The following is an 18,731-nucleotide window of genomic DNA, read 5'->3' on the forward strand; positions in this document are numbered from 1 at the left end:
CTTTATTACATGGGTAACGGAAAGCTGATCCTGGTCCGTCACGGCCAGAGCGAGTGGAATAAATCCAACCAGTTCACCGGCTGGGTTGACGTCGATCTGACCGAGCAGGGCGAGGCCGAGGCCGTCAACGCCGGCAAGCTCATGGTGGACAAGGGCGTGCTGCCGGATGTGGTGTTCACCTCGCTTTTGCGCCGCGCGATCCGCACCGCCAACATCGCGCTGAACGCCGCCGACCGGCACTGGATTCCGGTCGAGCGCAACTGGCGCCTCAACGAGCGCCACTACGGCAAGCTGCAGGGCCTGAACAAGGCCGAGATCCGCGAGGAATTCGGCGAAGAGCAGTTCATGGAGTGGCGCCGCTCCTACGACACCCCGCCTCCGGAGATCGACACCGACAACCAGTACGCGCAGACCGATGACCCGCGCTACGCGTTTCTGCCCGAGGTGCCCCGCACCGAGTGCTTGAAGGACGTGGTGGAACGCTTCCTGCCGTACTACATCGACCGCATCCTGCCCGAGGTGCTCGCGGGTAAGACCGTCATGGTCGCAGCCCACGGCAACTCGCTTCGCGCGTTGGTGAAGTACCTGGATAACATCTCCGACGACGACATCGCCGGGCTCAACATTCCGACCGGTATGCCGTTGGTCTACGAGTTCGATGAAACCGGCCGTGTTACCAACCCGGGCGGCACCTACTTGGACCCCGAGGCGGCCGAGGCTGGCGCTGCGGCTGTGGCGAACCAGGGCCAGAAGTAAACCGATAGGGAGGTAGCGACACCGTGGGTGTAGCACCCATTGTCGCGTTCCTGCTCGGCGCGGCGCTCGCCGTATTGGCGTGCTGGATGTACTCCTCCGTGCGTAGCTGGCGCGACCGCAACAGCTCGGCGGAGTCCAGCAACGACGACGAGATCCAGACCGTCAGCCAGCTTCTGAATTTGGCGGTCCAGGGCTCGCCGACGGGCATCGCAATCTTCAACCGCTCCGGTCGCGTCATCATGTCGAACCCGCGGGCGCACGACATGTCGATCGTGCACGACCGCACCATCAACCCCGAGGTGTGGGACGCGGCGCTCGTGGCGTTCGTCGACTCCGAGACGCACACGCTGGATCTTGACCTGCCAAGGCGGGCGACCGGCAGCCGCATCCGCAACGTGTCGGTGGTGGTGAAGCCGCTCGCGCTGACCCAGAGTGCCTACGTGATCGCGTACGCCACCGACGAGAGCGAGAACGTGCGCATGGAGTCCGCCCGCCGCGACTTCGTCGCCAACGTCTCACACGAGCTCAAAACACCGGTCGGTGGCATGGCCCTGTTGGCGGAGGCCCTGCTGCAGGACCCGGGCGACGAGGAGATGGTGGAGCACTTCGGCCAGAAGCTGGTGAAAGAATCCCACCGCATGGGCGAGATGATCACGGATTTGATCAGCCTGTCCAAGCTGCAGGGCGCCGAAGCACTGCCGGAGATGGTGCCCGTGAGCATCGACGACGTGATCGACGACGCCATCGAGCGCAACCACGTCAACGCCGAAAGCCGCGAGATCGACATAACCCGTGGTCCGCACACCGGCATCCGGGTGATGGGGGACCGCCCGCTTTTGACGGCGGCGGTGTCCAACTTGGTCTCGAACGCGATCAATTACTCGCCGAACGGGCAGCCGGTGAGTATCTCGCAGAAGGTGGTGCGCGAGAACGTCGTGCTGGTCCGGGTGACCGACCGCGGCATCGGCATTGCGCCGGAAGACCAGAAGCGCGTCTTCGAGCGTTTCTACCGCGTGGACAAGGCGCGTTCGCGCTCGACCGGGGGCACTGGTTTGGGTTTGGCCATTGTCAAGCATGTGGTGGCAAACCACGGCGGTAATATCAAGTTGTGGTCCCGTCTTGGGACGGGCTCTACGTTCACCATCGAGCTGCCGATTTACCAGCCTGACAGCCGGCCGGAGAACACGAAGGGTAACCAAGAGAAGTGACGACAATTCTCATCGTTGAAGACGAAGAATCGCTCGCGGAACCGCTCGCGTACCTCCTCAACAAGGAGGGGTTCGAGACGATCATGGCCGCCGACGGCCCGAGCGCGCTGGAGCAGTTTAGCGACGACGGCGTGGACCTCGTCTTGCTCGACCTGATGCTGCCCGGCATGAGCGGGACCGACGTGTGCCGCAAGCTGCGCGCCGAGTCCGACGTGCCGATCATCATGGTCACCGCCCGCGACTCTGAAATAGATAAGGTCGTCGGCCTCGAGCTTGGCGCCGACGATTACGTGACCAAGCCCTACTCCACCCGCGAGCTGGTTGCCCGCATCCGCGCGGTGCTACGCCGCGGCCCGGAGATCGAAGAAGTTGAGGAGTTCGACGACCAGATTATCGAGGGCGGTCGAGTGCGCATGGACGTCGAGCGTCACACGGTGTTTGTCGACGGGGCGCCCGTCGCCATGCCTCTGAAAGAGTTCGACCTCCTCGAGTACCTGATGCGCAACGCCGGCCGGGTCCTCACCCGCGCCCAGTTGATCGACCGGATTTGGGGAGCCGATTACGTCGGCGACACAAAGACTCTGGACGTGCACGTCAAGCGCCTGCGCACCAAGATTGAGAAAGAGCCCTCGCGCCCGACCCAGCTGGTTACAGTGCGAGGCTTGGGCTACAAGTTCGAGGCCTAAGCCCCCTCGCGCTCGTCGGCGGCGCGCGTTGCTGGGTGCACCGCCTTGACTTCGGCGGGAAGCGCTCGGCGTGCCCGGCAGTGCGCCGCCAACACCGCGTAGGGTTCCTCGCCGATCAATCCGATTAACTCATCTTTCATCGTGACCCACACCGGCTCGCGTGTGCCGTCGGAGGTTTGGGTGTGGCACGTCGGGTCGGCCGTGCACCACCAATCGAAGTCCTCGCCCCCGCCGCCCCACTGACGACGGTCGTACTCGCCGATGGTGGTGCGCAGAATTTCCTGGCCATCCGGGCGCTCCTCCCACTCGTCGACTCGGGAGAATGGCACCTGCCAGCACACCTCTGGCTTCGATCCGACGAGGTTCTTACCCGCAGCCACCGCCCATTGATGCAGCGCGCAGCCCGGCCCCGTCTCGGCGTCGCTTCGGTTGGCGAAGATGCACGCGCCGTCGATAACCTTCGTTTTTACTGACGGTTCTTCATCATCGTCGTCCCACTCCAGCCACGGTTCCAGCTGGGTTGGGTCGGGGTTGGCCAGGTACTCGTCGACACCCGCGGGGCGAAGCTGCCAGAAGTGTGCCGGCAAGTCGCCGACAGCGGCGTAGAGATCGTCGCGGTCGGTTTCGTCGGCAAGGTACGCCCCGTGCGTGCAGCAACCAACAACCGGCAAGTCAGCGTTCACGCCGTGGCACTGCGGTGTGCCGAAGCGGCAGGACCACGTCGATTCGGCCCATGTTAAGTCAATGGAGAACGAGTGCAGCGGATCTTCCGGATGTACGAACTCGAACCACTCGCGGGGGAAATCCGGGGGCAGCTCCCGCCCAGCGGCAATAGACCTCCCAGCGGGGGAATTCACAGGAAATCCAAGGAAAACTGGTTGAGAGGCTGGTTGATTCACACCTTGGTACCGTAGACCCGTTACGCTGGCTGTGTGCGTTTAGGTGTATTGGACGTAGGCAGCAACACTGTCCATCTCGTGGCAGTGGATGCCTACAGCGGCGGCCGGCCAACCCCGATGTCGGACTGGAAGCAACCGCTTCGGTTGGTGGAGCTGATTGATAAAGACGGCAACATCGAAGACAAGGGCGTGGACAAGCTCGTCGGCGCTGTCCAAGAAGCCTCCGACCTCGCGGACAACCTCCGCTGCGAGGAGTTTTTGGCGTTTGCTACTTCTGCTGTGCGCTCCGCCTCGAACTCTGACGCGGTGCTTAAGCGCGTGGAGAAAAAAACCGGCGTTCGCCTGCGCGTGCTCAGCGGGGAAGAAGAAGCGCGGCTGACGTTCCTCGCGGCGCGCCGCTGGTACGGCTGGTCAGCAGGTCGCATCACCAACTTAGATATCGGCGGCGGCTCACTAGAGATGTCTACCGGCACCGAAGAGATCCCCGACCTCGCGGTGTCGCTCGACCTCGGTGCGGGCCGGCTCACCCACGAGTGGTTTGACACCGATCCGCCGGAGCGCAAAAAGATCAACCTGCTGCGCGACTACATCGACGCAGAGCTTGCTGGCCCCGCTGAGCAGTTCCGCGCCATGGGCGAAGCCGGCCTAGCAGTCGGCACGTCGAAGACCTTCCGCTCGCTTGCCCGCCTGACTGGTGCCGCGCCGTCATCTGCCGGGCCGTACGTTAAGCGGACGTTGACCGCGCCGGGCCTGCGCCAGCTCATCGCGTTCATCTCCCGCATGACCGCTGCGGACCGCGCGGAACTCGAGGGCATCAACTCGGATCGTTCCCACCAAATTGTTGCCGGCGCGCTGGTCGCGGAAGCCGCGATGCGCGCGCTAAACATTGATAAGTTGGAAATCTGTCCGTGGGCGCTGCGCGAGGGTGTCATCCTGAAGTGGATCGACCAGGACACCGCAGCCGGTGCCGGAGGAATGGATGAAGGAGCGGACGACTGATGTCTGAGCAGAAGCAACTCACCGTCGCGGAGATCCTGGCCAAGGCGCAACAGGAGAACCCCGAGGCAGGGACGCGCCGGCGTCGTCGTCGCAGCTTGGAAGACGGCGGTGTGTCCGTCGCAGAACTCACCGGGTCCTTGAAGAAGGTCGAGGCCAAGCCGGTCGAGTCGCGCCACTCTTCCGTGCCAATCGACGCGCCAGAGCCGAAGGTTGAAAAGCCGAAGACGGAAGTGCCAAAGGTGCCGGGCTCCACTCGATACTCTGCGCCTGCGCCGAAGGAGGCGACGCCGAAGGCTGCTGCGCCCAAGGCTGAGGCACCGAAAGCTGCAGCGCCAAAGGTTGAGGCGCCGAAGGCTGAGGCTGCGAAACCGGCGCGTGAAGAGCAGACAGGCGAAGAGACGACGGTTCTGCGCAAGGTTGCCGCACCGGAGCCGGAGCGTGTCGATCGCGTCGAGCCTGTGGCAGAGGCGAAGGAACCCGCGCCGTCGATGGCGGAGACGTCGCCGAATGCAGTGCCGGTGGTGGAAGTTCCCGTCGAGGACACCGATCCGGTTGAGGTTACTGAACCTGCGGATGAACTCGACGAGTTCCTCGAGCCTGAGACTGTTCCCGCCGATGAGATCGTGGTTGAGGAGGAGGGCGTCAACCCGATCCTTCTGGTCCTACTGGTTTTCCTCGGCGTGCTTGTCGGTGTCGCCGGCTTCCTGCTCTTCCAGTGGCTCTGGGCGAACACCTCGGCCATCCTCGCGGCGGTGCTGGGCATCGCTGCTGTCGCCGGCGCGATCTTCGGAGCACGCGCGTTGGGTACCGGCCGCGATTGGCTCACCACCGCGCTGGCGGGTATCGCCGCGATCGTTGTCGCATTCGGCCCCGCACTGCTATAGATCTCTCCCCTTACCGTTCACCCCGCCTCTAGGCCGCCGCCTAGACCGGCGGGGTGAACGTGTTTAGGCTTGGCCGGTATGGACACACCAGAGGAGACTGTGGAGCAAACCGCGGTGGAGCAGGCGAAGGGCGTTCGCAAGATCGCAGTCATCGGAGCCGGCAACATCGGCGAGGCGCTGATCGCTGGCTTGATCGACGCGGACGTAGACCCGAAGACAATCACCGCGACAAACCGCTCGGCGCAGCACTCGGATGAGTTGGCCGCGCGCTACCAGGTCCACACTGAGACCGACAACCGCGAAGCCGTTCAGGAAGCTGAAGCCGTCTTTTTGTGCGTCAAGCCCGCCCAGATCGGGGAGGTGCTCGAGGAGATCGGCGAGGTTGTCGAAGGCAACGACGTCGCGACCGTGCTGGTGTCGATGGCGGCGGGTGTGACCCTAAGCGCGATGGAGGCGGCGGTCCCCACCGCCGGTGCGCCGCTCGTCCGCGTTATGCCGAACACCCCGATGCTGGTGGGCAAGGGAGTCTTCGCAGTGTCGTGGGGGCGCTACGTCACCGAAGAGCAGCGCCGGGTGGTGCGCTGCCTGCTCGCCTCCGCTGGCGAGGTTGTCGAGGTCGCCGAAGCGAAGATGGACGCGGTGACGGCGATTTCCGGCTCAGGTCCCGCGTACTACTTCCTGTTCACAGAGGCGCTAATCGACGCCGGCGTTTCCCTCGGCCTAAGCCGCGACTTGGCTACCCAGCTGGCGACATCCACGGCGGAGGGGGCAGGTGTGATGCTTTCAGGCCCAGTCTCGCCGGCTCAGCTGCGCGCGGCGGTGTCGTCTCCCGCGGGCACAACGGTGCGCGCAATCCGCGAGCTGGAGGAATCGGGTTTGCGCGGCGCGGTCTACCGAGCAACTGAAGCGTGTGCCGCGCGCTCTGCCGAGCTTGGTCTGTAGCCCGCCCGCTTCGTCCCGTGAATCACACGAGCGATCTCACAGCACTTTGAAAAATTTTTAGATCATAAGTCGCGCGTGGCACAAGGTTCACGGTAGGCTCGCGTGAGCACGTGCGTGTCCGTCCTGTGGGAGGGGAAGCCTACAGCGCGCCTACCGTGCGGAAGGTTAATAACATGGCAAATGAAGAGAAGGGTAAGTTCCTTACCGTCGCGGAAGTCGCGGAGATTATGCGCGTTTCCAAAATGACCGTCTACCGCCTCGTGCACTCCGGTGAGCTGCCGGCTGTGCGCGTGGGTCGCTCGTTCCGCGTGAACGAGACCGCGGTCAGCGAGTACCTCGAGTCCTCGGTGTACGACGTGGGAACGGATGCGGTCTAAGCCTTTGCGCTTAGCTCCGCACCCCAAAGCCCGTCCGGCGCCGCCCTTTGGGTGAGGCGTCGGACGTTTCTCTTTTTGTCTCCAGCGAGGGGCACTGGGTAAGCTGTTACCCATTCCAACCGGCCTGGCCTGCCGGTGAACGAGTACATGTACCGATTTGTAGAAACGAGGCAAACCCAATGGGTTCTGTAATTAAGAAGCGCCGCAAGCGTATGTCCAAGAAGAAGCACCGCAAGATGCTGCGCCGCACGCGCGTTCAGCGTCGCAAGCTTGGCAAGTAAGTCTTCTGGGCTTCACACCGTCTCCGCAGCAGAAACTGTCTGCAGCGGGGGCGGTTTTTTATGCCTGACGGTGGACAGTGCTCGATCTGGTGGACCCGTGGCTGTGACAGGTGTTGCGAAATTCTGCCACGCATAATCCGCGGCAGCTTCTCAACCTGCGGGTGTGGCCCGTGGGGCTGGTGGGGCGAAATTATGCCTCGCATAATGTCCTGGGGAAACGCGGTGGGTGACGGTCAACTCGGCGGGGAAGTGTCCTCGCGGGGTTGATGCTGCTGTTGCAGGTGGGGTGAAATTCTGCCGCGCATAATCCGCGGCGGGCTTCTAACTTAGAGAAGCCTCACCCCTCGGCTCTGGCCTAGCGGCGGCGGTTCAGTGCGAAGGCACCCGCGCCGAGGGCGGCGACGGCAAGAGCTGGAAGCGCGTACGAGCGGGTGACGCGGCGCATGGAGCGGTAGTCGCGGATGGCCCACCCGCGGGCCTTCGCGTGCTGGCGTAGTTTTCTGTCAGGGTTGACGGCGATGGGCTCGCCGACCATCTCGAGCATCGGCAGATCGTTGACCGAGTCCGAGTATGCAGTGCACTTGCCTAAGTCCAGCTGCTGGATTGCAGCGAGCGCGGCGACGGCGTGCTTCTTGCCCGGTCCGTGCAGGATGTCGCCGACGAGGCGGCCGGTGAACACCCCGTCTTCTTCCTCCGCGACGGTGCCCAGCGCGCCGGTGAATCCAAGGCGCTCCGCCAGCGCCTGACCAATCTGCACAGGAGTAGCAGAGACAAGCCACACCTGTTGGCCAGCTGCGATGTGCATCGCGCCGAGCTCGATGGTGTCCTGGTACGCCTTGGTCAGCATGTGCCGGTCGACGATGTCGCGGCACAGCTCCTGAAGTTCGGCGACAGACTTGCCGCGGACGATGGCGAGAGCTTGCTCGCGACCCTCAGCAATGTCGTCGGCGTTTTCGGAGCCGGAGATGCGGTAGCGCAGCTGCTTGACCACGGCGGGCAGGAGTTCGCGAATTGAGATGAAACGGCGCTTGGCCAGCTCTTCGGCGAGCAGGATTAACGACGAGCCCTGGATGAGTGTGTTGTCGACGTCGAAAAAGGCGGCGGCGCCGACATCGACTGGGATGTCCGGGTCGGGCTGGGTCAGATGCGGGCGACCGGCAGTCGCGAACGCGCCGCCGACGGAGTGCACGCCGAGGGAGAAGTCCTCGATGCTGATACCGAACGTCTCCTCGATAGCGGCTGCGGCTGCGGCCTCGCCGGCGGTGCGCTGGGATGCTTCGTCGATCGGGGGCAGAGCGCGGTCCTCGAAAAAACGGCGCAAGTTACCGTGCGAGACGCTCCACTGCGAAAGCAGCTCACTGGGCTCAGCCATGGCTTTCCTTAAAGCCCGCCTTTCTGCTGTTAGCGTGAACGGATTAGTTCATGGTACCGGATGGTGGCGCTGAGGAAGACGAGGAGGAACGGGTGTGAAGACGGTCGAGATTATGGTGCGCGAAGGCTGCGGTTCGTGTGTGAGGGTGGCTGGGGAGGTGCAGGGCGTCGTCGATAAGCATGATGCCCTGATGCGGACCGTGGATGTGGACACCGACCCCGAGCTGGCTGCGGAATTCGGCGACCGAGTGCCGGTGGTGGTGATCGACGGAGAGGAATTCGCGTGCTGGGAAGTGGACCTTCACGAGCTGGAAACAGAGCTCGAATCCTAAGGCATTATACTTTCGGTTGATTCGCAGCTGAGGAGGAATTGCGTGAGCGTATTGGTCGTGGGGATGTCCCACCGCTCGGCTCCAGTCGCGCTGCTTGAGCGGTTGAGTATGGACGCCGCGGTGCAAAACCAGACCGGGGCGGCGTTGGTGGATCAGGCGTCGCTGAGCGAAGCGATGATCATCTCGACGTGCAACCGTTTAGAGATCTACACCGTGACCAACGCGTTCCACGCCGGGGTGGAGGACGTGCTGGAGGTGCTGGCGGACGTCTCAGGTGTCTCCGAGGCGGAGCTGCGCACCTATCTCTACGTGCGTTACGCCGACGCGGCCGCGGAGCACATGTTCTCCGTCGCCGCCGGCCTCGACTCGATGGTGGTTGGAGAGCAGCAGATCATCGGCCAAGTGCGCACGGCGTATCTCGACGCCGCCGAGCGCGGCACCGTGGGCCCGACGCTGCACTCGCTCGCCCAAACAGCCCTGCACACCGGCAAGCGCGTGCACTCCGAGACCAGCATCGACGGCGAGGGCGTGTCGATGGTCTCCTTCGCTTTGGACGAGGCCGCGGCAGCCATGGATGCGTCCGGGTTCGAGGGCAAAACAGCGCTGGTGCTCGGCGCCGGGGCGATGAGCTCGCTCGCGGCGACGCAGTTGGGCAAGCGCGGGGTGAGCAAACTGATCATTGCCAACCGCACGCGCTCGCGCGCCGAGCGCCTCGCCGAGCACGCGCGCGAGGCGGGCGTGAGCGCCGAGGTTGTGGACTTCAACGCGCGCGCCGGAGCGATTTCGCGGGCGGACATCACCGTCTCTGCAACTGCGTCGGACGGGTTCACCATCACCGCGGAGGACCTTTCGGGGCCCGCCACGCTGATCGACCTGTCGCTGCCCCGCGATATCGCCGACGACGTCGTCTCCCGCGAGGGTGTGCGCCTCATCAACATTGAGTACCTGCACAAACGCCGCGGGGATGCGTCGCGTGAGGACGCGACCGCGCTGCGACTCGCCCAGAGCATTGTGGCTGAAGAGGTCGAGGCGTTCTCCTCGGAGCAGCGCGTCCGCGAGGTTGCCCCGGCCGTGGCGCAGCTGCGCCGGACCGCGAACGAGATTCAGGAACTCGAACTGGAGAAGCTGCGCGCGAAGCTACCCGAGATGGCGGACGACGACTTCGAACAGGTCTCGCGCACCGTGCGCCGCGTTGTGGACAAGTTGCTCCACACGCCGACGGTGAAGATCAAGGAGCTCGCGGCGTCCTCGAACACCGTCAGCATTGACACCGTGTTCGAGGAGTTGTTCGGCATCGGCAGGTCGAGCATCGCCGTCGACGCGCAGAATCTGCCGCGCCCAGAGGACATGAACCCAAAGGAGCACGCATGAAGCGCATCGGTACCCGAGGATCGCACCTCGCGACCACCCAGTCCGGACACGTCAGGGACGCTCTCGGGGAGTTAGGCCACCCCGCCGAGCTGCACATTGTGACCACGCCCGGCGATGTGTCGACGGCCCCAGTCGAGCGCATCGGCGTGGGTGTGTTCACCTCCGCGCTGCGCGACGCGCTGTTCGCCGGCGAGGTGGACATTGCCGTGCACTCGTTCAAGGACCTGCCGACGGCGGACGAGCCGCGGGCGCACCTGATCGTGCCCGCGCGAGAAGACAACCGGGAGGCACTGATTGCCCGCGACGGGCTGACTCTCGACCAACTGCCGCAAGGCGCGCGGGTGGGCACGTCAGCGCCGCGGCGCGTCTCGCAGCTGCGCAGTTTGCGCCCGGACCTGGAGATCCGCCCGCTGCGGGGCAACATCGAGACTCGCATGGGGTACGTCACCTCCGGCGAGCTGGACGCGATCGTTTTGGCGTACGCGGGGCTGTCCCGCGGCGGCTACGCCGAGCGGGCCACCCAAATCTTCGAGCCGCACGTGCTTATGCCGGCGCCTGCCCAGGGCGCACTGGCGGTGGAGTGCCGCAGTGGCGACGACAAAACGCGCAGCGCGATCGATGCGCTGTCCGACCGGGTTGCGACGGTGCAGGCGCGCGCAGAGCGCCAGGTGCTGGCGACGCTGGAGGCTGGCTGCACCGCACCGGTCGCGGCGTACGCCACCTACGGCGGGGAGACCGGCGGTGAGGACGTGCTCACTTTGAGCGCCGGCGTGTTCGCTCTCGACGGCTCGAAAAAAATCGTCGAAACACTGGCGGGCCCGGCGGATTCGGCTGAGGAACTGGGGAAGCGGGTTGCCGCGGCGCTGTTGGAGCGCGGCGCGGCGGTTGTGATGGGCGACGCCTAAGACGCGTTTTTGTTTCGAGACGCGTCCACCTTAAGGTGGACCTAGCAAACACACCCAAGTCTCGGTGCTATCGGGTCCCTTAAACGGGGCCTTTTTGCCGAGACGACTACTTGTGCCTTAGAAAAGTTCACTTATGACAAAGATCATCTTCGTCGGTGCAGGCCCGGGAAACCCCGATCTGCTGACCATCCGCGCTCGCGAGGTGTTGGAATCCAATGCTATCGCGCTGGTGGATCCGCAGGTTTCTCAGGGGGTCCAAAACGTCATCGCCGCTGGGTTGCCAGTGCCGAAATCCAAGCTCGAGGCCGCCGACGCCGCGTACGAGCAGATGGTCGCTGAGGCCAAAGAGGCCGGCGCGCGCCGCAAACCCGCCCGCCCCGAGGACCCGACCGCAGCGGAGGTCGTTGAGGTTGAGTGTGGGGTTGAAGGGATCGTCGACAAGCTAAAAGCTGCCCTCGCGGACGCTGAGGAGTTGGCCGAGCGCGGCGAAGGCGGCGAGGGCGACGTGATCCGCCTGGTGTGCGGTAACCCGCTGACCCGCGATTCGGTCATGGCGGAGGTCTCCGCAGCGGCGGCTGCCGGGCTCGAATTCCAGGTGGTGCCGGGCATGAGCCTGCCGTCGACGGTGCCGAGTTTCGCCGGCATCGCGCTGGGCTCGACCTACACCGAAACCGACCTGGCAAACGAGTCGGTGGACTGGGACCAGCTGGCCACCGCGCCGCAGCCCCTGGTGTTCCAGGCCGCGCAGGAGCACCTCGCGGTCATGGTTGCTGAGCTCACGCAGCGCGGATTCACGGGCTCGACTCCGGTCTCGGTCACCACGAACGGCACGACGCGGCTGCAGCGCACCTTCGACGCCACGCTTGAGACCCTGGCGAAGTTGGATGCCGACCTGTCTGGCTCGCTGGTGGTCACCCTCGGCACCGTGCCGGATGAGCGCGCGAAATACTCCTGGTGGGAGAACCGCCCGCTCTACGGCTGGCGCGTGCTCGTGCCCCGCGCGAAGGAACAGGCGGGTCCTATGAACACCCGCCTGAGCTCCTACGGCGCGATCCCGCAGTCCGTGCCCACGATCTCCATGGAGCCGCCCCGCAACCCCGCGCAGATGGACCGCGCGATCAAGGGCATCGTTGAGGGCCGCTACCAGTGGGTCGTGTTCACCTCGACCAACGCGGTGGACGCGGTGTGGGACAAGTTCGAGGAACTCGGCCTCGACGCGCGCTCGTTCGCTGGAGTGCACCTCGCCGCGGTGGGGGAGAAGACCGCCGACGCCGTGCGCGCCCGCGGCATGTTTCCGGAGGTGCTGCCGCACCGCACGAAGCAGAACGCCGCCGGCCTGGTGGAAGTCTTCCCCGAGTACGTCGAAGACATCGATCCAGTCTCCCGCGTGCTGTTGCCGCGAGCGGACCTTGGAACGGACGTGCTGGTGGACGGCCTGGTGGAGAAGGGCTGGGAGGTTGACGACGTGGTGGCGTACCGCACCGTGCGCGCCGCCCCGCCGGCGCCTGAGGTGCGCGACATGATCAAGTCCGGCGGCTTCGACGCGGTGTGCTTCACGTCCGCGTCCACGGTCAAGAACCTGGTCGGCATCGCCGGCAAACCGCACCCGCGCACGATCATCGCCTGCATCGGTCCGATGGCCGCTGCGGAGGCGCGGGAGCAGGGCTTGCGCGTCGACGTCGTCCCCGAGGTGGCAGACGTGCCTTCGCTTGTCGACGCCCTCGCGGCCCATGTTGCCGACCTGCGCGCCGCCGGCCAGCTGCCGCCGCCGCGCAAGAAGCGCCGCGCGCGCCGCAAGGCGAGCGAGGACACCGCCGCTGCTGCCGGCCAGGACGTCGCGGATACCGCGAGCTAGCACGATAATTTGCCCCTCGTCCTAAGATGGGGCACATGTCGCAAGATCGCAACGCCCACTCCCTGCCGCTGCTGCGCCGCCCGCGCCGCCTGCGGCAGAACCCGCAAATCCGCACTTTGACGGCCGAAACGCGGCTGACCCCGGCGGACTTCATCCTCCCGCTCTTCGTGGCCGACGGCATCGATGCTCCCCGCGAGATCACTTCGATGCCGGGTGTGTACCAGCACACCACCGACAGCTTGAAGGCGATCTGCCACGAAGCGCTCGACGCCGGGGTGACCTGTGTCGACCTGTTCGGGGTCCCGGTGGACGAGGACAAGGACGCAGAAGGCTCGGTGGCCTGGGACGCCGACGGCGTGCTCAACCGCAACCTCCGGGAGCTGCGCGCCGAGTTTGGCGACGACCTGCTGATCATGGCTGACACCTGCTTGGACGAGTTCACGGACCACGGTCACTGCGGCGTGCTCACCACCGACCGCTGGGGCCGCGAAGTGGTGGACAACGACGCAACGGTCGATCTCTACACCAAGATGGCGGTAGCGCAGGCTGAGGCGGGCGCCCACATTGTCAGCCCGTCGGGGATGATGGATGGCCAAATTGAGGCGATCCGCACTGCGCTGGACGAGGCCGGCTTCACCGACGTGGCGATTATGGCGTACTCCGCCAAGTACGCGTCGAAGTTCTTCGGCCCGTTCCGCGACGCCGTGGGATCGTCGCTCAAGGGCGACCGGCGCACTTACCAGCAGGACCCGGCCAATATCCGCGAGTCCATCTTGGAGACGCAGCTGGATATCGACGAAGGCGCAGACTTCGTCATGGTCAAGCCCGCGATGCCGTACCTCGACGTGCTGGCCGAGGTGGCCGCGATGTCGCCGGTTCCGGTCGCCGCGTACCAGGTCTCTGGCGAGTACGCGATGCTGGTAGCTGCCGGGCAGAACGGCTGGATCGACTTCGAAGAGACGATGATGGAGTCCCTCATCGGCATCAAGCGCGCAGGCGCCGACCAGATTCTGACCTACTACGCCATCGAGGCGGCCAAGCGTCTGGGCGGCGGCCGTGGCTAACATCCCCGCGCCTCCGGGGCCTTCTGCGCCAGCCGGGCCGCCGGTCAACCCGGAGACCGGATCGCACGTCGACCCGGCTGCTGTGGACCGCAAGAAAGGCCCGTCGAAGAACCCGAAGCAGCCGGAGGCTGTGCGATTGATGCTGTTGAGCTGGGCGGTCATGATCGCCGGCGAGCTGCTCCACCAGATCCTCACGGTTGTCGCCATCGTTATCGACCCGAGCGAGCTCATCGCCGCCGCAAAGCAGGCGGCGAAGACCAAGGGCGAAGAGGTTCCCGAATCGGTGGTTTCGGCCAGCATGTGGGGTTCCATTGCTATCGCCGCGTTGATCCAGTTAGCTATCATCGCGCTGTTTGTAACCGCACTGGTTGCCCTGCAGAAGCAGAAGAAGTGGGCTCCGACCGCTCGCCGTCTGCTGCAAGTGTTCTCAGTTTTCTTCGCTGTGCGCGTGCTCGCCGTGTTTGTGGCGAAGCCCGCCGCCTCCGCCGTGCCGCTGGCGTTCTACGCGTTCGACGGCGTCGTGCAGATCATTATCGGCGTGGCGGGTGCGCTCGGCCTGTTTTACGCTTCCCAGAAGGAAGCGACTGACTGGGCGGAAGCTGGTGCACCGCCCACCAAGGGGCGCGGCGGAAGCGCGGGCCCCGGTGATAAAGGAGCGTAAGAACACATGGCCGGGATGTTTCCTTCGATGGTCGCAGACCCCGACGACCGCAACCGCCGCTATTCGGGGCCGGTGGGTGATAAGTGGCCCGCACCGCTGCGCGCGGGGTACTGGTGCTTCCTGCTCGCAGCTGTGCTGATGCTGGTGTCTAGCTTCCTCATGCTGCGCGCCGGCGCGCCTGCGGAGCTAGAGCAGGACGTCGCGATGTCGTTCCGCCGCAACATGCGCATCGTCGCTGCCGGAAACATCATCCTCGCGCTGTGCCTGACCGCGTGCGCGGCGTTCTTCGAGCGCGGGTCCAAGCGCGCCCGCCGCTCCGCGTCGCTGTTTATCTTCCTCACCATCTTCCTCAACTTCGCCGGTTTCTTCGTCGGTGTCGCTGGCTGGGTGGTGTTCGCCATTGTGGCGCTCCTCGCCGTGGGCGCGTTTTTTATCTTCCGCCCGTCAGCAAACGCGTTCGTGGACGAGCGCAGCGGCGATCTGTGGCGCAATGTCAGCTAACGAAGCTTACGAAGACGGTGGTGCGTTGATCTCTGAGGAACTGTCCGAGTCCATTGAGCAGGCCCGACGCGCAGCCAAGTTGGCGGGCATCGACCCGGATGCCGTGCACGGTGTCTCCGACGACGAGGACGCGCCGCGCCAGGCGAACGCGTCGTACGCGTTCGAGCTCGACGGGCTGAAAGACGGGCCGCAGCTCGGTGACATCGAGGAAGCGCTTGAAGCTATCCCCGGTGTGGATGCCCAGCTGGTGTACTCCACTTCCATGGCTTGGGTGACCGCGCCGACGACGATCGACCCGTTGAAGCTCGCGGAGGTGATCGAGTCCTTCGACGTCACGGCCGAGATGACGGATTCCACGCTGCGTCGCCGGGCGCTCATGCACGAGCCGGTCGACCGCCGCTCGCCGCGCTTGAGCACGCGTGGGATGTCGGGGCAGATCCGGAAGCGCCGCAAGGATGCGCAGGCGACGCTCACAGCAGCGCGCGAGGCTGGGTTTGTGCGCCGCACGCGCGGGAAGACTGACTCCGGCGACGTGCTCTTTACCGCCCGCGACTTGGTCACCCCTGCCCGTCTGATCACCGCCATCGTGCTGGCCATCCCCGTGGTTGTCCTCAGCTACATCCCGGAGATCCAGTTCCGCGGCTGGCAGTGGGTCTGCTTCGCGCTGGCCACCCCGGTTGCCCTGTGGTGCGCCCTGCCGTTCCACCGCGCGATGGCAGGGGGCGTGCGCCGCGGGCTCTCGGCTCTCGACGGCGCGAGCTCCGTCGCGGTGCTGGCAGCCTACATCTGGTCCGCCGCGGCGCTGGTGTTCACTTCCGCCGGTGAGATCGGCTGGGTCTCCTCAGGTGGGTGGCTGCCCACCAGGCGCGGTAACGAGGTTGAGATCTTCCTCGACGTTGCCTGTGGGGTGACCGCGCTGCTGCTCATCGGCCGCTACTACTCCAAACGCATTGGCCGCTCGCTGGTGGACCAGATGCGCCGCTTCGCCCCGGATCCCGAGACCAAATATGAAGTGGCCCGCCGCGGCAGCGGTCAGAGCCAGTGGCTCACGCTCTCCGAAATCAACCGCGGCGACGACGTGGTGGTTGGAAGCGGGTCGATCGTCCCGGTCGACGGGGAGGTCGTCGGCGGTTCTGCGAGCTTGAGGCATGTGCTTACCAACGTCGACCTCAAAGACTCCGTCGGCGTGGGCGACGATGTGGCGGCAGGCGCCGTGGTCCAACGCGGCTCCGTGAAGATCCGCGCGCAGCGCACCGGGCACGCCACCCGCTGGTCCTCGGTGAGCCGCTGGGTGGAGGAAGCGTCGCGCCGGGAAAACGCCGCGACGATGGTCTCCACCCGCTCCGCCAGTCTCCTCATCCCGGCAGCCTACGTGCTGGCAGTGGTGGATTTCGGCATGTGGTGGCTGATCACTGGGGACTTGAACGCCGCCTTTTCCACCGCGCTCGCCATTCTCGCGGTCGTGGCGCCGGTGGCGTTGGCGATTTCCCCGGCGCTCGCCACGCGCCACGGCATCGAGGCGGCGGCGCGCAACGCCGTGCTCGTGCGCGACGGCATCACCCTGCGCCGGCTGGCTGACGTAGACACGGTGGTCTTCAACCGCGTCGGCACATTGGTTGAACCGGAGATGAACGTCGAAACGGTCACTGCCGCGCGCGGGGAAGACTCCGAGATGGTCCTGCTTATCGCCGGGGCGCTGCTGGTGGAGTCGAACCACCCGGCAGCCCGCGCCATCGTCGCCGCCGCCCGCGAGGCGAAAGGCCGCGGCGCACCGTGGCGCGTCGATCTGGAAGAAGTCGAGCTAGGTGCCGACGGCACCACGAAGGGGCGCGTCACGCTGCGCCCGGTTGTTGACGGCCGCGTGGCCGACGACGACGCCTCCACCCACCTCGACGCACTGCTGTGGCGCCCGCTCAACATGTCCCGCTTGTCCGGCCGGCTCGCACTCGCGGCGACGTCCGGCGGCGCCCCGATCGTGGTGCGCTGGAAGGGCAAAGACCGCGGAGTGATCACGCTCCACGACCCGGAGAAGCAGGACGCTGCGGAGGCAGTGGACCGTCTCGAAGCAATGGGCACCACCACCGTCATGTTGACGCGCGACACCTATACCGTGGGCCGCCGTTTCGCCAACATGCTCGGTATCACGTCCGTGCTCGCCGGCATCACGGCCCAGGACAAGGCGGCTGCGGTGCGCCAGCTCCACACGCGTGGCGCGAACGTGGCCATGGTCGGCTCCACCAGCGTGCTTGACGTGATCGAGGTCGGCGACGTGGGCATCCTCTACGCCGAGGACGAGTTCTTCGAGGGCCACTTTAAGGCCCGGGAGGAAGGCGTGGATGCCGTCATCATGCGCGACGACGTGATGGCGGTGCCGCAGCTGATCGAGCACGGCCGCCGCGTGTCCCGCATTATCGACTCCAACATGGCGTTCGCCCTGATCTACAACGCCGCGGCGGTGGGCTTAGCCATGTTCGGTGTGCTGCCCCCGATGGGTGCGACGCTGTTCATGCTCGGGTCGTCGCTGATCATCGAGCAACGCTCGCTACGCGCTGGGCGCTTCCCCGTCTAGGCTTACACAGCATGACCAGACGCGACCTCGACCACGCCCCGCTTATCGACGCCGCCTGTGGCCGCACCCCAACCCGCACTCCTGTGTGGTTCATGCGCCAAGCCGGCCGCTCGCTCCCGGAGTACCGGAAGGTCCGCGAGGGCATCCCCATGCTGGACTCGTGCTTCATGCCGGAGCTGCTCGCCGAGATCACGCTGCAGCCGGTGCGCCGCCACGACATGGACGCGGCGATCTTGTTCTCCGATATCGTGGTGCCGCTGAAAGCTGCGGGCGTCGACGTCGAGATCGTGCCGGGCAAGGGCCCGGTGATGGGCAAGCCGATACGGACGAAAGAGGACGTCGCGGCCCTGCCGGAGCTCGACCACCACGTTGACGAGGTCGCCGAGGGTATCCGCATCATCCTCGAGGAGCTGAACAGCACCCAGGCGCTCATCGGTTTTGTCGGTGCGCCGTTCACCCTCGCCAGCTACCTGGTTGAGGGCGGGCCGAGCAAGAACCACGAGAAGACCAAAGCCATGATGCACGCCGACCCGGAGACGTGGCACGCGCTCATGCGCAAGCTGGTGCCCACCATCACGGCGTTCCTCTGCACCCAGGTGGAAGCAGGGATCGACGCGATGCAGCTGTTCGACTCGTGGGCAGGCTTTTTGACGGAGCGGGATTACCGCACCCACGTCCTTCCGTACTCCGTGGAGATTTTGGAGTCCGTCGCGGGAGAGATTCCGCGCATCCACTTCGGGGTGGCTACCGGCGAGCTGCTCGGCGCGATGAGCGAGGCCGGCAGCGAGGTCATGGGTGTGGACTGGCGGGTCCCGCTCGACACCGCTGCGCGCCGCTTCGCCTCGCCGAGGGTGCTGCAGGGCAACTTGGACCCCGCCATCTTGTTCGCAGGCGACGAGGTAATCAAGAGCGAAGTGCGCCGCATCAAGGCCGAGGCCGCCGCCGCGATCGAGGAAGGCACCGCCACCGGCCACATCTTCAACCTTGGACACGGCGTGCTGCCCACCACTGACCCGGACGCCATCACGCACGCGGTGCGCGTGATCCACGAGGCGTAACAAGAGGAGCAA

General features: G+C 65.5%; 19 protein-coding genes. 17 read left to right on the forward strand and 2 right to left on the reverse strand.

Features of this window, described 5'->3' with window-relative positions; translation table 11 throughout:
• Positions 1-9 precede the first annotated feature (9 nt).
• The 3 genes from V6D40_RS07495 (at position 10) to V6D40_RS07505 (ending at position 2,650) form a co-directional block, all read left to right on the forward strand.
• Complete coding sequence (locus V6D40_RS07495; RefSeq protein ID WP_334289738.1) at positions 10-756, forward strand: phosphoglyceromutase; 747 nt, start codon at positions 10-12, stop codon at positions 754-756.
• Between the two features lie 86 nt (positions 757-842).
• Positions 843-1,964: a sensor histidine kinase gene (locus V6D40_RS07500; RefSeq protein ID WP_334289802.1), complete on the forward strand. Its 1,122-nt coding sequence runs from the start codon at positions 843-845 to the stop codon at positions 1,962-1,964.
• Complete coding sequence (locus V6D40_RS07505; protein WP_334289739.1) at positions 1,961-2,650, forward strand: response regulator transcription factor; 690 nt, start codon at positions 1,961-1,963, stop codon at positions 2,648-2,650. The genes V6D40_RS07500 and V6D40_RS07505 overlap by 4 nt, the downstream gene beginning before the upstream one ends.
• Here V6D40_RS07505 and V6D40_RS07510 read toward each other — a convergent pair.
• Positions 2,647-3,549, reverse strand: a complete 903-nt coding sequence (locus V6D40_RS07510) for a hypothetical protein (protein ID WP_334289740.1) — start codon at positions 3,547-3,549, stop codon at positions 2,647-2,649. The genes V6D40_RS07505 and V6D40_RS07510 overlap by 4 nt on opposite strands.
• Before the next feature lie 33 nt (positions 3,550-3,582).
• On the opposite strand from V6D40_RS07510, the gene V6D40_RS07515 reads away from it, so the two are divergent.
• From V6D40_RS07515 to V6D40_RS07535, 5 genes are all read left to right on the forward strand, one after another.
• A complete protein-coding gene (locus tag V6D40_RS07515) occupies positions 3,583-4,548 on the forward strand; it encodes a Ppx/GppA phosphatase family protein (RefSeq protein ID WP_334289741.1) in 966 nt (321 codons plus the stop codon).
• Complete coding sequence (locus tag V6D40_RS07520; protein WP_334289742.1) at positions 4,548-5,432, forward strand: hypothetical protein; 885 nt, start codon at positions 4,548-4,550, stop codon at positions 5,430-5,432. The genes V6D40_RS07515 and V6D40_RS07520 overlap by 1 nt, the downstream gene beginning before the upstream one ends.
• Before the next feature lie 78 nt (positions 5,433-5,510).
• Entirely contained in the window at positions 5,511-6,374 is an 864-nt protein-coding gene (gene proC, locus V6D40_RS07525) for a pyrroline-5-carboxylate reductase (RefSeq protein ID WP_334289743.1), read from the forward strand.
• 173 nt (positions 6,375-6,547) lie between these two features.
• A complete protein-coding gene (locus V6D40_RS07530; protein WP_334289744.1) occupies positions 6,548-6,751 on the forward strand; it encodes a helix-turn-helix domain-containing protein in 204 nt (67 codons plus the stop codon).
• 179 nt (positions 6,752-6,930) lie between these two features.
• Positions 6,931-7,032 (forward strand): 30S ribosomal protein bS22, encoded by a 102-nt coding sequence (locus tag V6D40_RS07535; RefSeq protein WP_003855542.1) that lies wholly within the window; start codon positions 6,931-6,933, stop codon positions 7,030-7,032.
• A 355-nt stretch (positions 7,033-7,387) separates the two neighbouring features.
• Here the strand turns inward: V6D40_RS07535 and V6D40_RS07540 are convergent, their stop codons facing one another.
• Positions 7,388-8,404 (reverse strand): HAD family hydrolase, encoded by a 1,017-nt coding sequence (locus V6D40_RS07540; RefSeq protein ID WP_334289745.1) that lies wholly within the window; start codon positions 8,402-8,404, stop codon positions 7,388-7,390.
• 112 nt (positions 8,405-8,516) lie between these two features.
• Here V6D40_RS07540 and V6D40_RS07545 point away from each other — a divergent pair, with 112 nt between their 5' ends.
• The 9 genes from V6D40_RS07545 to hemE all read left to right on the forward strand — a co-directional run bounded on the left by V6D40_RS07545 (position 8,517) and on the right by hemE (position 18,719).
• Positions 8,517-8,735, forward strand: a complete 219-nt coding sequence (locus tag V6D40_RS07545) for a glutaredoxin family protein (RefSeq protein ID WP_334289803.1) — start codon at positions 8,517-8,519, stop codon at positions 8,733-8,735.
• A gap of 42 nt (positions 8,736-8,777) precedes the next feature.
• Positions 8,778-10,106: a glutamyl-tRNA reductase gene (locus V6D40_RS07550; protein ID WP_334289746.1), complete on the forward strand. Its 1,329-nt coding sequence runs from the start codon at positions 8,778-8,780 to the stop codon at positions 10,104-10,106.
• Entirely contained in the window at positions 10,103-11,011 is a 909-nt protein-coding gene (hemC, locus tag V6D40_RS07555) for a hydroxymethylbilane synthase (RefSeq protein ID WP_334289747.1), read from the forward strand. Before V6D40_RS07550 ends, hemC begins: the two co-directional genes overlap by 4 nt.
• 133 nt (positions 11,012-11,144) lie before the next feature.
• Entirely contained in the window at positions 11,145-12,866 is a 1,722-nt protein-coding gene (locus V6D40_RS07560; RefSeq protein WP_334289748.1) for a uroporphyrinogen-III synthase, read from the forward strand.
• 35 nt (positions 12,867-12,901) lie between these two features.
• Positions 12,902-13,930 (forward strand): porphobilinogen synthase, encoded by a 1,029-nt coding sequence (gene hemB, locus V6D40_RS07565; protein WP_334289749.1) that lies wholly within the window; start codon positions 12,902-12,904, stop codon positions 13,928-13,930.
• A complete protein-coding gene (locus V6D40_RS07570) occupies positions 13,923-14,591 on the forward strand; it encodes a hypothetical protein (protein ID WP_334289750.1) in 669 nt (222 codons plus the stop codon). Before hemB ends, V6D40_RS07570 begins: the two co-directional genes overlap by 8 nt.
• Before the next feature lie 6 nt (positions 14,592-14,597).
• Positions 14,598-15,092, forward strand: coding sequence for a hypothetical protein (locus V6D40_RS07575; protein WP_334289751.1), 495 nt, complete (start codon positions 14,598-14,600; stop codon positions 15,090-15,092).
• Complete coding sequence (locus tag V6D40_RS07580) at positions 15,082-17,661, forward strand: heavy metal translocating P-type ATPase (RefSeq protein ID WP_334289752.1); 2,580 nt, start codon at positions 15,082-15,084, stop codon at positions 17,659-17,661. The genes V6D40_RS07575 and V6D40_RS07580 overlap by 11 nt, the downstream gene beginning before the upstream one ends.
• 11 nt (positions 17,662-17,672) lie before the next feature.
• Positions 17,673-18,719: a uroporphyrinogen decarboxylase gene (gene hemE / locus V6D40_RS07585; protein WP_334289753.1), complete on the forward strand. Its 1,047-nt coding sequence runs from the start codon at positions 17,673-17,675 to the stop codon at positions 18,717-18,719.
• The last annotated feature ends 12 nt before the right edge of the window (positions 18,720-18,731 follow it).

The organism is Corynebacterium sp. Marseille-Q4381, assembly GCF_036881695.1.
In the GTDB taxonomy this organism is placed as follows: domain Bacteria; phylum Actinomycetota; class Actinomycetes; order Mycobacteriales; family Mycobacteriaceae; genus Corynebacterium.

Coding starts and splice junctions, on each gene's coding strand:
- V6D40_RS07495 (WP_334289738.1), top strand. CDS start 10: ATGGGTAACGGAAAGCTGATCCTGGTCCGTCACGGCCAGAGCGAGTGG.
- V6D40_RS07500 (WP_334289802.1), top strand. CDS start 843: ATGTACTCCTCCGTGCGTAGCTGGCGCGACCGCAACAGCTCGGCGGAG.
- V6D40_RS07520 (WP_334289742.1), top strand. CDS start 4,548: ATGTCTGAGCAGAAGCAACTCACCGTCGCGGAGATCCTGGCCAAGGCG.
- proC (WP_334289743.1), top strand. CDS start 5,511: ATGGACACACCAGAGGAGACTGTGGAGCAAACCGCGGTGGAGCAGGCG.
- V6D40_RS07530 (WP_334289744.1), top strand. CDS start 6,548: ATGGCAAATGAAGAGAAGGGTAAGTTCCTTACCGTCGCGGAAGTCGCG.
- V6D40_RS07535 (WP_003855542.1), top strand. CDS start 6,931: ATGGGTTCTGTAATTAAGAAGCGCCGCAAGCGTATGTCCAAGAAGAAG.
- V6D40_RS07540 (WP_334289745.1), bottom strand. CDS start 8,404: ATGGCTGAGCCCAGTGAGCTGCTTTCGCAGTGGAGCGTCTCGCACGGT.
- V6D40_RS07545 (WP_334289803.1), top strand. CDS start 8,517: ATGGTGCGCGAAGGCTGCGGTTCGTGTGTGAGGGTGGCTGGGGAGGTG.
- hemC (WP_334289747.1), top strand. CDS start 10,103: ATGAAGCGCATCGGTACCCGAGGATCGCACCTCGCGACCACCCAGTCC.
- V6D40_RS07560 (WP_334289748.1), top strand. CDS start 11,145: ATGACAAAGATCATCTTCGTCGGTGCAGGCCCGGGAAACCCCGATCTG.
- hemB (WP_334289749.1), top strand. CDS start 12,902: ATGTCGCAAGATCGCAACGCCCACTCCCTGCCGCTGCTGCGCCGCCCG.
- V6D40_RS07575 (WP_334289751.1), top strand. CDS start 14,598: ATGGCCGGGATGTTTCCTTCGATGGTCGCAGACCCCGACGACCGCAAC.
- V6D40_RS07580 (WP_334289752.1), top strand. CDS start 15,082: ATGTCAGCTAACGAAGCTTACGAAGACGGTGGTGCGTTGATCTCTGAG.
- hemE (WP_334289753.1), top strand. CDS start 17,673: ATGACCAGACGCGACCTCGACCACGCCCCGCTTATCGACGCCGCCTGT.